The 16,956-nt window shown below is 35.0% G+C and carries 12 protein-coding genes and 2 tRNA genes; 5 read left to right on the top strand and 9 right to left on the bottom strand.

What is annotated here, in order from left to right:
* Positions 1-1,284 (bottom strand): EF-P 5-aminopentanol modification-associated protein YfmH, encoded by a 1,284-nt coding sequence (yfmH, locus tag FJR73_RS06080; RefSeq protein WP_140833933.1) that lies wholly within the window; start codon positions 1,282-1,284, stop codon positions 1-3.
* Positions 1,281-2,531: an EF-P 5-aminopentanol modification-associated protein YfmF gene (yfmF, locus tag FJR73_RS06075; RefSeq protein ID WP_140833931.1), complete on the bottom strand. Its 1,251-nt coding sequence runs from the start codon at positions 2,529-2,531 to the stop codon at positions 1,281-1,283. Before yfmF ends, yfmH begins: the two co-directional genes overlap by 4 nt.
* 158 nt (positions 2,532-2,689) lie before the next feature.
* Between yfmF and yaaA the strand changes: the two genes are divergently transcribed.
* Positions 2,690-3,058: a S4 domain-containing protein YaaA gene (gene yaaA / locus FJR73_RS06070; protein ID WP_140833929.1), complete on the top strand. Its 369-nt coding sequence runs from the start codon at positions 2,690-2,692 to the stop codon at positions 3,056-3,058.
* A 2-nt stretch (positions 3,059-3,060) separates the two neighbouring features.
* On the top strand, positions 3,061-4,158 hold the full coding sequence (recF, locus tag FJR73_RS06065; protein WP_140833927.1) for a DNA replication/repair protein RecF: 1,098 nt from the start codon (positions 3,061-3,063) through the stop codon (positions 4,156-4,158).
* Positions 4,159-4,207: 49 nt separating this feature from the next.
* On the opposite strand, the gene guaB is transcribed toward recF, so the two are convergent.
* Positions 4,208-5,686 carry an IMP dehydrogenase gene (gene guaB, locus FJR73_RS06060; protein ID WP_140833925.1) on the bottom strand — a complete coding sequence of 493 codons (1,479 nt, stop codon included), beginning with the start codon at positions 5,684-5,686 and terminating at the stop codon, positions 4,208-4,210.
* Positions 5,687-5,837: 151 nt separating this feature from the next.
* Entirely contained in the window at positions 5,838-6,863 is a 1,026-nt protein-coding gene (gene trpS / locus FJR73_RS06055) for a tryptophan--tRNA ligase (RefSeq protein WP_000165458.1), read from the bottom strand.
* Between the two features lie 205 nt (positions 6,864-7,068).
* Here trpS and FJR73_RS06050 point away from each other — a divergent pair, with 205 nt between their 5' ends.
* Positions 7,069-8,691, top strand: a complete 1,623-nt coding sequence (locus tag FJR73_RS06050; RefSeq protein ID WP_140833923.1) for an ATP-binding cassette domain-containing protein — start codon at positions 7,069-7,071, stop codon at positions 8,689-8,691.
* 58 nt (positions 8,692-8,749) lie between these two features.
* Entirely contained in the window at positions 8,750-11,293 is a 2,544-nt protein-coding gene (locus FJR73_RS06045) for a YfhO family protein (protein WP_140833922.1), read from the top strand.
* Between the two features lie 30 nt (positions 11,294-11,323).
* Here FJR73_RS06045 and FJR73_RS06040 read toward each other — a convergent pair whose 3' ends face one another.
* A complete protein-coding gene (locus tag FJR73_RS06040; RefSeq protein ID WP_140833920.1) occupies positions 11,324-13,966 on the bottom strand; it encodes a YhgE/Pip domain-containing protein in 2,643 nt (880 codons plus the stop codon).
* A 127-nt stretch (positions 13,967-14,093) separates the two neighbouring features.
* On the opposite strand from FJR73_RS06040, the gene FJR73_RS06035 reads away from it, so the two are divergent.
* The gene (locus FJR73_RS06035) at positions 14,094-14,636 is read left to right on the top strand and encodes a TetR/AcrR family transcriptional regulator (protein ID WP_140833918.1); all 543 of its coding nucleotides are present in this window, start codon (positions 14,094-14,096) and stop codon (positions 14,634-14,636) included.
* Positions 14,637-14,675: 39 nt separating this feature from the next.
* Here FJR73_RS06035 and FJR73_RS06030 read toward each other — a convergent pair.
* From FJR73_RS06030 to comD, 4 genes are all read right to left on the bottom strand, one after another.
* A tRNA-Asn gene (locus FJR73_RS06030) sits at positions 14,676-14,749 on the bottom strand.
* Between the two features lie 5 nt (positions 14,750-14,754).
* A tRNA-Glu gene (locus FJR73_RS06025) sits at positions 14,755-14,826 on the bottom strand.
* A gap of 51 nt (positions 14,827-14,877) precedes the next feature.
* Positions 14,878-15,630 carry a competence system response regulator transcription factor ComE gene (gene comE / locus FJR73_RS06020; protein WP_000866069.1) on the bottom strand — a complete coding sequence of 251 codons (753 nt, stop codon included), beginning with the start codon at positions 15,628-15,630 and terminating at the stop codon, positions 14,878-14,880.
* Positions 15,627-16,952, bottom strand: coding sequence for a competence system sensor histidine kinase ComD (gene comD, locus FJR73_RS06015; RefSeq protein ID WP_140833916.1), 1,326 nt, complete (start codon positions 16,950-16,952; stop codon positions 15,627-15,629). Before comD ends, comE begins: the two co-directional genes overlap by 4 nt.
* Between the last annotated feature and the right edge of the window lie 4 nt (positions 16,953-16,956).

Raw genomic sequence — 16,956 nt, 5'->3', positions numbered from 1 at the left:
CTACGATGGGAATATTGTAAAATCAACTATATCCCCTTCATCTATTAAATGATGCCCTGCTTCAAGGACATCCTCTAAAGTAATTTCCTGTAAAATCTTTGGTAAATCAAAAATTGTCTCACCATGTTCAAAAGCATCATATTGCGTTGCAATAAATTCAAGAGAATTCATGCTACTGAAAAATTCTCCAAACATCTCTCTTTTGATAATATCTAAATGATCCTCTGTAATATCTAAATCCTTTGTAAAATTACGAATAGCCTTCCTAAACTGATGAGATAAAGCAACTGGCTCTTTTGTATCCATTGTCAACATAACAAAATGAAAACGACTTGTTACTTCAATTTCAAGAGATAAGGAAGCATCTATTTTACCTGATTCATATAACTTTTGAAAACGATCCGAAGTCCAACCAAACATCATTGCAAACAATAATTTTAATAAAATATGATGTCGATAGCAATCCGCTTCAGCAACTTTTCGCTTACCTCTAATCCCAATCGCTAGTTTGGGAGAAGATACTTCCATTCTCATACTGTCTGTTTGCTTTACAGCCTGTAAAACAAATTTTTCTCTTACTACTTCCTGAACATCTAAATCTTTCAATTCTTTTCTTTCAAAATAGTCCTGTACTTGCTCCACATCAAAATTACCAACTAAAAACAGAGACATGTTTACAGGTTTGTAAAACTTTGTAAAATTTTCTTGCAATTTAGTTAGATTGATTTGGGAAATAGACTCCTCGCTTCCAACTATATCTGTTGATAAAGGTGTACCAGGATACAAATTCGCTAAGGTTGAAAAGAATAAACACGAATCTGGATCATCTTGATACATTTCTCGTTCTTGCTGAATAATATCCTGCTCTCTTAAAATGGAATCTTCAGTAAAATGTGCTGATGTTACCAATTCATCAAGTAACTCTAAATTTTCTAAAAAATGATCCGTTGCTGAAAAAAGATAACTTGTTTTTGTAAAGCTTGTAAAGGCATTACTATCTGCACCTAGACTCGTAAAAGCAGACATCAAATCACTAGAATCTTCTCTCTCAAATAATTTATGTTCAAGAAAATGAGCAATTCCTGCAGGATATTGTTTTACATCTCCGTCAACTTCTGTGACAAGCATATCTACCGATCCAAACTGTACAGTTACACTCCCGTAAACCTCTTTAAATTCCTTTTTAGGTAAAAGAGCAACTGTCAATCCATTTGCCAAACGAGTTCGATAAACCATTTCTTTTACAGCTGGATAGTATTTTTCTTCAAAAACAACCTTTGTCATTCTATTCCTTCCATAAAGTAAATCGCCTGTAGTTTCACATTATTAGCTGCTCTACAAATAGCATCTTTGTCAACTTGCTCGAGATTTGCAATCCAACTTTTAAAATCTGCTGAAGATTTTCCAAGTAAGGCATTTTGATAAGCACGTTCAATCAATGAACCTTGATTATCTTGAAAAAGTAACAAAGACCGACGAATCATTTCCTTGGTCTGCTCTAACTCAAGCTCTGTAAAATAACCTTTTTTTAAATCAAGAAGTTGATTATTCATCATTTTTCGAGCCTGGTTCCGATTTTCTCGATCGATACCAGCATACATCCTCAAGAATCCACTAAATAAATCAAGCTGACTTGAAATAGTATAAGCCAATCCAGCATTTTCACGGACATTTGTAAATAGTTTAGAGTGAGCAAATCCACCCAGTAAACCATTCATTACAATCATGGGTAAATGTTGCTCATCACCATATTCAGAAGGGCAATGATAACCTAATTCCACAATGGATTGTCCCACATTTTTTCGAACCATACCTTCCTGAAGAATATTGGAATAAGGTTGACAATACTGAACCGTCACATATCCTTCTCGACCTTTAAAGCCAAATGATTTTAATACATTTTGAATTTCGACCTCATTAAAATCACCTAGGAAAAAAAAATCTATTCGATCATTGGCCAAAAATTCTTGGAAACAAGAATAAGAATTTTGTGGAGTTTCAGCTAAAATACGATTTCGTAAATCACTATATTCCAGTCTGAGACGTTCATCATGAAAAAATAATTTGTCTAATTCTTTATGTGCGAAATAAAAAGAATCATCCATGTCAGCTGCTAAACTTGCTAGCAATTGTTTTTTCTCAATTTCAAATAAGGCCGAATCAAACCCATTATCAACTACTACGGGTGAAAAAAGAGTTTCTTTTACAAGTTCCAAAACCTGAGAAGTTAGCACATTTTTCCTACTTAAAAACTCATCACGAACATAGGTAAATGTCAATTCTACAATGTGACTTTGCCCTCTTCTGAAACAATTGGTTGACATATCTGTACCATATAGACTGGCCAAGTGTCTTCTCAAATCTTGAGAAGTGGGATACATCTGATTAGCAATCTCTAGCATACTCGCACTCAACATGCGACCTGCAATCGTATCGAGGGATAATGGAGCGGTAAAACGCACGGTGATTTTGTTCGTTTTAAACTTCTTTGATTGGATAAAATGTGTTGAAATTCCATGCACTAACTCCATGATTTACCTCCTTATATACAGACTTCTATTATATCACGAAAACCTGAAATTTTCTTGTTCTCTGTAACACTTTTGAAATAAAAATCGCTTACATTTCTCCCTGTTTCTCTAACTATTTTTAGGAAAATATGGTATAATACCAAAGATTGAGGTGAATTATGGAATACAAATTATTTGAAGAATTTATTACCCTCCAAGCACTACTCAAAGAACTTGGAATTACACATAGCGGAGGAGCTATTAAATCCTTTCTCTCTGAACATCCTGTTTATTTTAATGGGGAATTAGAGAGTCGTCGTGGTAAAAAACTTCGTATTGGCGATAAGGTTGACATCCCTGACATGAACATTGACATCTTGTTGACACAACCTACTTCTGAAGAACAGAATGAATACCAAGCTGATAAAGTTGAAAAAGAACGAATCGCTAAACTTGTCAAGGAGATGAATAAAGGAGTAAAAAAAAACAACTCTAAACCTACTTCATTCTCCAAAAGCAAACAAGCTCCGCGATTCCCTGGTAGATAATCATGTGGTTACAACACCTATCTCTCAAAACTTTTCGTAACTATAAAGAGACGAAAATAGACTTTAATCCTAAATTAAATGTCTTTTTAGGACGCAATGCACAAGGAAAAACAAATATGTTAGAGGCTATCTATTTTTTAGCCTTAACACGTAGCCATCGAACTCGAACAGATAAAAATCTCATTCATTTTGATGAGGAACAACTTCATCTTTCAGGTCTCGTTCAGAAAAAAACGGGATCCATTCCTCTCGAAATCGAACTCACACAAAAAGGACGTGTGACAAAAGTTAACCATTTAAAACAGGCACGACTTTCAGATTATGTAGGACACATGAATGTTGTCTTATTTGCTCCTGAAGATTTACAACTAATTAAAGGAGCACCTTCGGTTCGACGAAAATTCATTGATATGGAACTTGGACAAATCAAGCCAATCTATTTATCAGATTTAACCAATTATAATCACATCCTAAAACAAAGAAACACTTATCTAAAATCAGCTCAAAAAATAGATGAAACCTTCCTCTCAGTGTTGGATGATCAGCTAGTTGATTATGGATGTCGTGTAATGAATCACCGCTTAGATTTCATAAAAAAACTAGAATCATTTGGGCGTAAGAAACATTTTGAACTCTCTAATCAGATTGAAGAGTTGTCAATATCCTATCAATCTTCTGTCAATATAATTGACAAACAAAACTTATCCGAATCTTTCAAAATTGCTTTAGAAAAAAGTAGATCCAGAGATTTATTTAAAAAGAATACTGGTGTTGGGCCTCATCGAGATGACATTTCTTTCTATATAAATGGAATGGATGCTAGTTTCGGAAGCCAAGGTCAACATCGTAGTCTCGTCCTATCGATAAAATTAGCAGAAATCGAATTAATGGAAAGTATTACTACAGAATCTCCAATATTACTGCTTGACGATGTTATGAGCGAACTTGACAACACTAGACAACTAAAATTGTTGGAAACGATTTCACATTCAATCCAAACCTTTATTACAACAACAAGCTTAGATCATCTTCAAAATCTACCAGAAAATATAAGTATTTTCGCTATTCAAAATGGTCAAGTTGTTGTAAACGAAAATTGACAATATTGTAAAAGAACTCCTATTGCCACAGGAGTTCTTTTCATTTCTTTTACATCGAATAATTTGGTGCCTCATTAGTAATTTGTACATCATGAGGATGGCTTTCTTTCAAACCAGCACCAGACATTTCAATAAATTGAGCATTATCGTGTAGTTCTTGAAGGTTAGCTGCACCACAGTAACCCATACCAGAGCGAATACCACCAATCATTTGGAAGACAATATCAGCTGCTGCTCCTTTATAAGCAACACGACCTTCAATTCCTTCTGGAACGAGTTTGTTTGCTTCATTGACAGAACCTTGGAAGTAACGATCACTTGAACCTTTTTTCATAGCAGCGATTGATCCCATACCACGGTAAGTCTTGAACTTACGTCCTTGGAAGATTTCAGTTTCACCTGGAGCTTCATCAGTTCCAGCAAACATTGATCCAAGCATAACAGCATTTCCACCAGCCGCAAGTGCTTTTACAATATCTCCAGAATACTTGATTCCACCGTCAGCAATGATAGTTTTACCATATTCACGCGCAACAGCTGCAGCATCGTAGATAGCTGTTACTTGCGGAACACCAACACCAGCAATCACACGAGTAGTACAAATAGAACCTGGTCCAATACCAACCTTGACAACGTCTACACCTGCTTCGTAAAGGGCACGTGCACCTTCAGCAGTAGCAATATTTCCAGCAATCAAAGTACGATCTGGGAAGTGAGCACGAATCTCAGCAATTTTACGCAAGACACCTGCAGAATGACCATGTGCAGTATCAATAACAATCGCATCCGCTCCTGCCTCAAAAAGAGCCTCTGCACGTTCAAATGTATCTGAAGTAACACCTACTGCACCTGCAACTAGAAGACGACCAAACTCATCTTTCGCCGCATTTGGAAACTCAATAACTTTTTCAATATCTTTAATAGTAATCAAACCAGAAAGACGGCCTTCGTCATCTACCAACGGAAGTTTTTCAATACGGTGTTCTTGAAGAATACTCTCAGCTGTTGCAAGGTCTGTACCCACAGGAGCAGTAACAAGATTTTCACTAGTCATATGGTTTGATATTGGTTGGTTATAATCTGAAATAAAACGAAGATCTCGGTTTGTCAAAATACCAACCAATTTACGATTTTCAAGTGTTTCAACAACTGGAACACCACTGATGCGGTAACGACCCATAAGCTCATCTGCTTCAGCAATTGTATGTTCAGGCGTCAAGAAGAACGGATCAATAATAACTCCATTTTCAGAACGCTTTACCTTACGAACCTCGTCTGCTTGTTGAGCAATTGACATGTTTTTATGGATAACTCCGAGACCACCTGCACGAGCAATAGCAATAGCCATTTGACTCTCTGTTACTGTGTCCATAGCAGCGGTAATAATTGGGATATTTAAAGTCAAATTATCTGCCAGTTTAGTTGTTAAATCTGCATCATTAGGCAACACATGACTTTCAGCTGGAATAAGCAATACATCATCAAAGGTAAAACCTTTTTTCAAAAATTTAGTGTCCCAATTAGACATTCGAAGTTTCCTCTTTTCTTTCTTTTTGAGCTTGACTCTTTTTATATTGTATCTATCATACCATTCTATAAAAATTTGTCAAATGTTACAGGGGTAAATAAAAAACTATCTTTTCTTCGAGATAGAAATGATAGTTTCTTGTAAAATAAACTTAGTTAAAGTAATGAAGTCCCATTGCTCCTTTAACCTCAGATAGGGTTTGACCTGCAACTTCACGCGCTCTTTCACTACCTTTTTGAAGCATATTATAAACTTCTCCCATATCCTTAGCAAATTCAATACGGCGCTCACGAATAGGACCAAGTTCACGTTCTAATATTTCAAGTAGATAACGCTTTGTCTTCACATCACCAAGACCACCTCGTTGATAATGTTCTTTCATTTCAGCAATTTCTTGAGCATCTTCTGGGCGACCAAAAACATCTAGATAATGGAAAACCATATTTCCCTCAATCTTACCTGGATCTTCCACTCGAATATGATCTGGATCTGTATACATACTCATTACTTTTTTACGCAAAGTATCCGCATCATCAGCTAAATAAATACCATTATTAAGGGATTTAGACATTTTAGCATTTCCATCTAAACCAGGCAAACGCCCTGCTCTCTCATTTTCTGGATAAATACCTTCCGGCTCTACCAAGACATCACAGTTATATGCATTATTAAAAGAACGAACAATCTCGCGAGTTTGCTCAATCATTGGTTTTTGGTCTGTCCCAACAGGAACATAGTTAGCCTTGAAAGCTGTAATGTCAGCTGCTTGAGCTATTGGATAGACTAAGAATCCTGTCGGAATGCTTTCTCCAAATCCTTTCTGAGCAATTTCTGTCTTGACAGTTGGATTACGCTCCAAACGTGCTAATGACACCAAATTCATATAATACATAGACAACTCAGCTAATTCTGGAATTTGGCTTTGAATAAAAATAGTTGATTTACTTGGATCCAATCCAACTGCAAGATAATCCAAAGCCACATTTCCGATAGACTCTACAATTGTTTGAGGGTCTTTAGCATGATCTGTCAAAGCTTGTTGGTCAGCCAAGAACACAAACATATCATACTTATCCTCTTCCTGTAATAAAACTCTATTTTTGAGACTTCCAACATAATGTCCAATATGCAATTTTCCTGTTGGACGGTCTCCTGTTAAAATAATGGGTTTAGTCATTTTATTCTCCTTCGATATGGTCCCTTCAATTATAGCATTTTTTTAATGAAATAACCGTAATTTATTAAAATAAATCAGTCTTGCTATTTACGGATTCGTGTAAAGCATTCTGTAAATATAGTTTACAAAAAATTGACAGATAAAAATTTGAATATTTCTATATTTTCTAGTAGAATAAATATATTACACATATAGGAGAAAAACATTGCTTACAGTATCTGATGTTTCACTACGTTTTAGTGATCGCAAACTTTTTGATGATGTCAATATCAAATTTACAGAAGGAAATACTTACGGATTAATCGGTGCTAATGGTGCCGGAAAATCAACCTTTTTAAAAATTTTAGCTGGAGATATCGAACCTACTACTGGTCACATCTCTCTTGGTCCAGATGAACGTCTCTCTGTTCTTCGTCAAAATCACTTTGACTATGAAGACGAACGTGCCATTGATGTCGTTATCATGGGAAATGAAAAACTTTATAGCATCATGAAGGAGAAAGATGCCATCTACATGAAGGAAAATTTCTCAGATGAGGATGGAGTGCGTGCTGCCGAACTCGAAGGAGAGTTTGCCGAGCTTGGAGGTTGGGAAGCAGAAAGTGAAGCCTCTCAACTACTTCAAAACCTAAACATTTCAGAAGAATTGCACTATCAAAACATGAGCGAATTGGCCAACGGTGAGAAAGTAAAGGTTCTCCTCGCCAAAGCACTTTTTGGTAAACCAGATGTTCTTCTTTTGGACGAGCCTACCAACGGTTTGGACATCCAATCGATTACTTGGTTAGAAGACTTCTTGATTGATTTTGATAACACAGTTATCGTAGTATCCCACGACCGTCACTTCTTGAACAAAGTATGTACTCACATGGCCGACCTTGACTTTGGAAAAATCAAACTCTATGTCGGAAACTATGACTTCTGGAAGGAATCTTCTGAACTCGCTGCTAAATTGCTAGCAGACCGTAATGCCAAAGCAGAAGAAAAAATTAAACAATTGCAAGAATTCGTTGCTCGTTTCTCTGCCAATGCTTCTAAATCAAGACAAGCAACATCACGTAAGAAAATGCTTGATAAAATTGAACTTGAAGAAATTGTGCCATCTAGTCGTAAATATCCATTTATCAACTTTAAAGCGGAACGTGAGATTGGTAATGATCTCTTGACAGTAGAAAATCTAACTGTAAAGATTGATGGTGAAACTATCTTAGATAATATTAGTTTCATCTTACGTCCAGGTGATAAGACAGCGCTTATTGGACAGAATGACATCCAAACGACTGCATTAATTCGTGCAATCATGGGGGACATTGACTATGAAGGAACTGTCAAGTGGGGAGTAACTACTAGCCGTTCTTACTTGCCAAAAGATAACTCGGCAGATTTTGCAGGAGGAGAGTCAATCCTTGACTGGTTGCGTCAATTCGCAAGTAAAGAAGAAGATGACAATACTTTCCTACGTGGCTTCCTCGGCCGTATGCTCTTCTCTGGAGATGAAGTTAACAAATCTGTAAACGTCTTGTCAGGGGGAGAAAAAGTGCGTGTCATGCTTTCAAAACTCATGCTCTTGAAATCAAATGTCCTTGTACTTGATGATCCAACCAATCACTTGGACTTGGAATCTATCTCAAGCTTGAATGATGGATTGAAAAACTTTAAAGAATCAATCATCTTTGCCAGCCATGACCACGAGTTTATTCAAACTCTAGCTAACCATATCATTGTCTTGTCTAAAAATGGCGTCATTGACCGTATCGATGAAACCTATGATGAATTCCTAGAAAATGCAGAAGTACAAGCAAAAGTTAAAGAACTTTGGAAAGACTAAAATTTTCAAAACTCAGTTGGGTTAACCAGCTGAGTTTTCTAACATTTTATGAGGTAACATGAAATTATTTTTTAAAACATATTGGACCTATTTTGTTTCTTTCATCATTCCCGTAATCATTATGACAGGAGTATATCTATCTCAAGGTATCTACTGGAACAGCGATACATCTCCACTATTGGGAGATGGGTTTCATCAATACGTTATTTTTGATGTAACTTTACGAAATATCCTACATGGAAATGGTAGTCTGTTTTACACCTTTACAAGTGGCCTCGGATTAAATTTCTATGCCCTATCTAGTTATTACTTGGGAAGCTTCCTTTCACCTCTAGTTTACTTTTTTAATCTGTCGAATATGCCAGATGCTGTCTATCTGACAACTCTCTTAAAATTTGGATTGATTGGACTATCAACTTATTTTAGTTTAAATAAATTATTTCAATCGATTCCCAAGCCTTTAAAACTAGCTTTATCTACTTCCTATGCTCTGATGAGTTTCACTGTCAGTCAATTAGAGATAAAAACCTGGCTAGATGTTTTTATCTTGATTCCTTTAATTATAACTGGTTTACATCTACTGATAACTGAAAAGAAATTCCTATTGTACTTTACAAGTCTGTCAATCTTATTTATCCAAAACTATTATTTTGGCTATATGACAGCATTGTTTCTTATTTTCTGGTATTTCTGTCAAATTTCGTGGGACTTTAAAACCCGAAAATCATCTGTTCTTGATTTTGTCGTGACCTCCTTTTTAGCTGGTATGGCTAGTTTGATTCTGACTCTTCCTACTCTGTTTGATTTACAGACACATGGAGAAAAATTAACTGAAGTTACAAAGTTTCAAACTGAAAGTAGCTGGTACCTTGATCTCTTTGCTAAGCAATTCATTGGTTCCTTTGATACAACAAAGTATGGGGCTATCCCAATGATTTTTGTCGGACTACTTCCCTTTATTTTGACCATTTTGTTTTTTACGATGAAATCTATTAAGTTTCACGTGAAACTTATCTATGCAATCTTCTTTACATTTCTAATTGCAAGCTTTTATATTGAAGCTCTTGATTTATTTTGGCAAGGCATGCATACTCCAAACATGTTTTTACATCGCTATGCTTGGATTTTCTCTACCTTGTTAATTTACACAGCAGCAGAAGTCTTAAATCGTCTGAGAGAAATTAAAATCTGGAATTTTTTAGTTTCGCTTTTTCTTATAGTAACAGGATTTTTAGCTACCATCTATCTAAAATCACATTATTCTTTTTTAACAGATTTGAATATTCTGCTTACTCTTGAATTTTTGGTTGTCTATTCGCTTTTACTCCTTGCAGTTATCAAAAAGTTTATCTCTGTAAATCTATTTGCCATTCTAATCTCTTTATTTATAATGGTTGAAATGAGTTTAAATGCTTCATCTCAAATAGACGGAATTGCTAAGGAATGGGGATTTGCTTCTCGAATTGCTTATAATCGAGATATCCCAGCTATGGAATCTTTCTCAACATATATTAGAAATCAATTTACTCGTACTGAAAAACTAGAAACTCAGACAGGAAATGACAGTATGAAATTCAACTACAATGGAATCTCTCAATTTTCATCTGTTCGAAATCGTTCAGCAAGCTCTACTTTGGATAAACTTGGGTTTAAATCCTCTGGGACCAATCTCAATCTCCGTTATGCCAATAATAGTATTTTGGCTGATAGTTTATTTGGTATCCAGTACAATATCTCAGACAGTCCTATTGATAAGTATGGTTTTAAAGATATCTATCAAAAAGATAATCTTACCCTATATGAAAATCAATACTCTCTTCCGATTGCATTTGCTAGTCAATCTGTTTACAATGATGTCAATTTCAATGAACATACCTTGGATAATCAGACCTCGTTTTTAAATCAACTTGCTAACGTCAAGTTTGATTATTTTTCTCCGATCCCTTATGACAAAACAGAAAATACTGATGATTTGATTAGTGTTACAAGTTCTTCAAATGAGGATGCAGCAATCCAGTATCAAATTGAAGTTCCAGAAAACAGCCAAGTTTATCTTTCTTTCACAAACCTTCACTTTGCTAATGATAAACAAAAGAAGGTTGACATTCTTGTCAACGAGGAGAAGAAGACTTTTACAACTGATAATGTTTTCTCCTTCTTTAATCTAGGCTATACAAAAGAGAAAAAAACTTTCAATATTCATGTTAGTTTCCCTGGAAATTCACAAGTATCATTTGAATCTCCTACCTTCTATCGTTTAGATACCCAAACTTTGACTGAGGCTATTCAAAAAATCAAAGAGCAACCTGTAACAGTATCAACTTCTAAAAACAAGGTTTTTGCTACATATGATGTCCAACAAGATACATCTATTTTTTTCACTATTCCTTATGACAAAGGTTGGTCTGCCTACCAAGATGGTAAGAAAATAGAAATGAAACAAACTCAAACTGGATTTATGAAAGTTGATGTTCCCAAGGGGAAAGGAACTATTACACTTTCCTTCATTCCCAATGGGTTTATTACTGGAGCAATCTGTTCCTTTACTTCTCTCTTACTATTTGGAATCTATAATCACAGACGAAAGTCAGCTAAGGCATAAAAAAATCGACCAGTTAATCGGTCGATTTTTTTAATCTCCTTCCATTTTCTTAGGTTGATAGGCTAGCATACCTAAACCAATAAATAGTACTAGTATCACAGCAAGGAAAATAACTTGGTGATGAATATTTCCTGTCATAGAGATTGTTTGTCGTAATCCTAAAACTGAATAACTCATTGGTAACCAAGGATTAATAGCTCTAAAGAAATCATTTGTCAAAGCAAGTGGATAAGTACCAGCACTTGATGCCAACTGTAATAAAAGCAAGATAAGAGAGAAGAAAGCTCCTATACGGCTATTCCACGTTGTTAAAGCAGTCACCATAGACATGAATACTAAACTTGTTAAGATGATGAGAATAAATGTTCTCATTTCATGATTAGCAGTTAGACCAATAAGATGGACTCCTCCATATACCAAAATCCCTGCTAAAATAGCTATAATACCATTTATTTCAGCTCGAGACTTCAACCAAGCCCAACGGCTCTCTGGATGACGTCCTGAAGGCAACTTCGCAAAGATCATATTCGTTGATATTGCTGCAACAAATAGAGCAACTGATATCATATAAGGAGCCATTGCAATTCCATTTACAAGAACTTGGTCATTGTCTGTTTTGGAAAGATTAAGTGGATTTGACAAAACCTCTGCATTTTTAGATTCCGTTGATACTGATTTAAGTTGATCACTAGCATTACTTAATCCTTGTCCCAAAGAAGCAACTCCTGTCTGTAAACCTTCCAATCCAGAAGTTAACTTTGTTCCACCTTCTGCAAGTTTCCCAGATCCATCTGCCAATTTATTAACTCCATTCTCTAATTGAGAAGCACCTGAAAGTAACTGACTGGATTTGTCTGCTAATTGACCAGATCCTGATTGTAATTTATCAACTCCTGCCAGTAATTCTTGACTCTTTTGATTCAATTCATTAGAGCCATTTGATAATTTTTCAATACCAGACACTAATTCTGGAGTTTTTTCAACTAATTGACCAACTCCTCCTGTCAAGCTAGAAGATTTTTGTGTTAAGGTAGTTGAGCCTGAAACTAATTGATTTAAACTACCTGTCAAGGTGGCATTTTTTTCACTTAGTTGACTTGCGCCTTGAGAAACTTTATCAACACCTGCAGTATATGCGTTTACACCTGATACAATCGACTGACTGGCAGGAACTAATTTACTAGTAACAGCTCCTTGTATCTCTGTTAATCCACTTGACAATCCTGTCAAAGAAGTAGAAGCAAGCGGTAATACTTGATTAGCTTGATTTTTTAATGTCGAAAGACTTGAAGATTGATTTTGTAAGTTTTCCAAACTTCCCTGTAAACCTTGTACTAAAGCTACAATTGACTTAGCCGATTGAATACTATCAGTCGAATTTTGAGATACAGAAGCGCTTATCTCAGCTTGTTGCTCACTTGTCAATGATTGATAAGCTGCTGTCGATTGAATATTAGCTAATGTAGTTGCTTTTTCAGACTGAGCACTTGCTAACATTTGATTAGAAAGAGATACTATACTTGATAAAACAGAGTCTAATTGTTTTGTATCTCTAACATCAATATTTTGAATAGCTTGATTTAACTGATTCAGACCAGAAGATAATTGAGCAATTTGATCTTTTTGCTCAGACGAAGTAGCTAACTTACTAGAAAGTTGTTGAATCCCTTCACTTAATTTCTCCATACCCATTCGAAGTGTAGCTGATTGATTGGATAACTGATTAGCACCTATTGCAAGATTTCCCACTCCGTTTGTATAGGCACTAACACCAGATGAAAATTGATTAAGACCAGCATTGAGCTGAGAAACACCGCCAGTATAAGATCCTACACCAGTATATAATTGATTAATTCCCCTCACTAATTCAGGACTTTTAGAAGATAATTGACCTAACCCGCTATCTAATTGACTCACTGCACCAGTATATATAACTAAACCACTATTAAAATTCCCTAAGCCAAGATGAAGTTGTTCAACACCAGAGACATAAGAGGATAATCCTTTAGTAAACTGCTCCGTTCCATTTGAAAATGTTAAACTTGAATCTGCTAAAGAGTGTAGGTTAGTAGTTAATGTTTGACTTCCTGCCACTAACTGATTCGCTCCATCAGTTAGTTTTTCACTACCAGACGCTGCTTGACTCATTCCATCCTTTAAATCGACCATTTTGTTAAATAAAGCTTTGGTATAGGTCTCGGTTACATTGATAGAAACACTCTGCTTTAATTGTGTCATTGCAGAATCACTCATCTTGCTGGCAATAAAACTATGACCACTTGAAGTCTGATAATCGATTTGCATTTGCTCTGGGTGATCCGTTAAAATAGAAGCTGCTTTTTCAGATAGATCACTTGGTAAAGTCACTACCATATAGTAATCGCCATTTTCTAATCCCTTCTTACCTTCTTCTTCATCTACAAAATGAAAATCCAAGGTTTTATTTTCTTTTAAATTGGACACCATGTCTTTTCCTATAGACATGCTATTACCATTATAGGAAGCCTCTTTATCATGATTGACAACTGCCACAGGTAAGTCAGACAATTGACCATATGGATCCCACATTGATGACAAAAATATGATATTGTACAGAGCAGGAATAAGAGAAATCCCTATCATGACAATAATAAAGGTTGGTTTTTTAAAAATTGCTTTCCATTCTTTAAACATAGTTTCTCCTTTTTTAAACATATTGTCTAAAATTTTGATATAATAGATTATACATTAAAAAATCTAAATTACAAGATAAAAAATCCATTTTTAGACATATAGTCTAATTTGTTTACAAGGAGGAAATATGCAAGAAAGTAACAAACGCTTAAAAACAAAGCGAATTATTGAAAATGCTATGGTACAATTACTAATGGAACAACCATTTGATCAAATTTCTACTGTCAAGTTAGCAGAAAAAGCCGGAATTAGTCGTTCCAGCTTCTATACTCACTATAAGGATAAGTATGATATGATTGAGCACTATCAAAGCAAACTATTTCATACATTTGAATATATTTTTCAAAAACATGCTCATCACAAAAGAGATGCTATTCTAGAAGTATTTGAATATCTAGAGTCAGAACCACTTCTAGCTGCCCTTCTTTCTGAAAATGGGACTAAAGAAATCCAAAATTTCTTACGAAATAAACTTCATATCATGCTAAGTACAGATTTACAAAAGCGATTTATGCAACTGAATCTCAATACCACTGAATTAGAATATAGTAGCATCTATCTAACTCATGCACTTTTTGGTGTCTGCCAAACTTGGATTGCACATGGAAAAAAAGAAAGTCCTCAAGAAATAACAGACTTCCTTATGAAGATGCTTGGTGATACAAATTGATACAAAAAGGGAACACAGTTGTGTTCCCTTTTATCTATACTCCGCCAGTAGGACTCGAACCTACGACATCATGATTAACAGTCATGCGCTACTACCAACTGAGCTATGGCGGATAAAATAGTCCGTACGGGATTCGAACCCGTGTTACCGCCGTGAAAAGGCGGTGTCTTAACCCCTTGACCAACGGACCTTCTATCTGTAGCAGATATAACCATTATATCAATTTCTTGCTAATTGTCAATCACTTTTGAGATTTTTTCTCTAGAATATCTTTTAATTTTCTAATTTTTAACCTTGAAATAGGACAGCGATGATCTTCATAGAAAACAACTTCTAGATTCTTTCGATCAATTTCTCTGATATTGCCTATATTTACCAAAAATGACTTATGAGGAGAATAAAATCGCTGAGTATGTTTGTCCTTTTCCTGAATATCTGTCATGGTACCATAAAACTCTTTTGCAAAATTCTTACCAATAATGCGCAATTTATGAGAGACACCTGTTGTTTCAATATACAAAATGTCATGGTAAGGAATTTTTAAATCATTTCCCTTGTAATTGTAGTCAAAATAATCTACAACATCTTCATTTTCAAGTAACATACTTTTAGTATAGAAGATATTTTGCTCAATTCTCTTCTTAAACATCTCATCGTTGATATCCTTATCAACAAAATCTAGGGCTGATACCTGGTATTTATAGGTTAGAGTCGCAAACTCTGATCGACTGGTGATAAAGACGATAATAGCGTAAGGATTGTAATGACGAATGAGTTGAGCCACTTCAAATCCCTTTTTCTCAATCCCATGAATATCAATATCTAGGAAATAAAGCTGATTTACTTCGTCGTTTTCAATGTATTCTTCAAATTCACGGACTTTTCCTGTTGTTTTGTATGATATTGGAATATTCGATTCTTTCGAAATTTCATCCAATATTCTCTCTAGTCTCACTTGATGTTCAATAACATCTTCTAAAATTAAAACTTTCATTCAAATTCCCTCTTAAATCTAATAATTTGTCTAAATGTACTGCCTTCCATCTCTGTTTCTAAAATAATATTGTTGTACTTATCTAGTAGTTCTTTCACATTATTTAATCCTACCCCGCGATTTCTTCCCTTAGTGGAGAATCCTAAAGCAAATAGATCTCCTGAAGGAGTCATCGTCATTTTACATGAATTCTGAATCACAATAACTGTTTCAGTTTCCATCTTAATAACTGCTACTTCCATCTGCTTTTTATAACTATCAGCCGATCCTTCGACAGCATTGTTCAATAAGACGCTCATGATACGAACTAAATCCAATAGTTCAATTTGGAGCGTGGTAATCGTATCTTTTACTTCCAGTGTAAACTCTACACCATTATTTCGAGCATAGACAATTGACTGAGCAACCAAACTTCGTAAAGCTGAATCTTCTATGTTGTTCAAATCAAAGTAAGTGTACTTATCTGAACGCAGTTTATGATTTGCTTTGACCAAAACTTCATTGTAAACTCTGTCAATTTCCTGTAAATCACCACTGTCAATTGCCATCTGCATGCTGACAAGCATCCCAGCATAGTCATGTCGAAAACCACGGATTTCATTATACAGTCCAACAATTTCATCTGTGTAATTCTGTAAATGTTTTTGTTCAAATTTCTTCTGCTTCAAAGCAATCTCTTTCTCCATTTGAACTTTATGAGAATTCATTGCAAAGAAGGTCAAAAGTAACGAGATAAAAACAATAGATGATAAAATACTTCCAAAACTATTCAAATGTTTAATCGTACTTACCATATTTGAAACGAAAGATACAATATGGAGCAGTAGTAAGGCAAAAAATACTTTTTTCAAGAAAGGATAAAGGTAGTCCTTGTCAAAATAGGCTAGTTCCAAATGGAAATAATGAATGATTTTTAAAACAACAAAATAGGTCAACACCGTTACAACGAAAAAGAATAGGCCATAATATTGTAAAACAAAATTGTCTCCTGTTATAGAGGAGAACGTTACGGACAGAAAGTTATGAGTGCTCTCATATAAAAGAGATAGTAGTAAACTTAGGAATAGTCCTCTATCCCTCTCATACTGTTTAATCCATCGAAAATAGGAATATAAGCCCAAAGGAAATAAAAATCTTGCAATTCCTAACCCATCTAAATATAGGAGATAAAAGGGAAGTTCGAGTACTGCTTCTACTAGTAATGTATAGATACCAAAAACGTATAGTTCCTTTGCTTTTATTTGACCTTTACAAATTAAATGGTAACTGTGACTAATAATTAAAAAATGAACAAGAACTATCCCAAATCCAAATAAATCCATTACT

The sequence above is a fragment of the Streptococcus sp. D2 genome, from assembly GCF_006385825.1.
Lineage (GTDB): Bacteria > Bacillota > Bacilli > Lactobacillales > Streptococcaceae > Streptococcus > Streptococcus shenyangsis.
The sequence above is the reverse complement of the archived record's forward strand: the minus strand, read 5'-3'. Positions and strand labels throughout refer to the sequence as shown.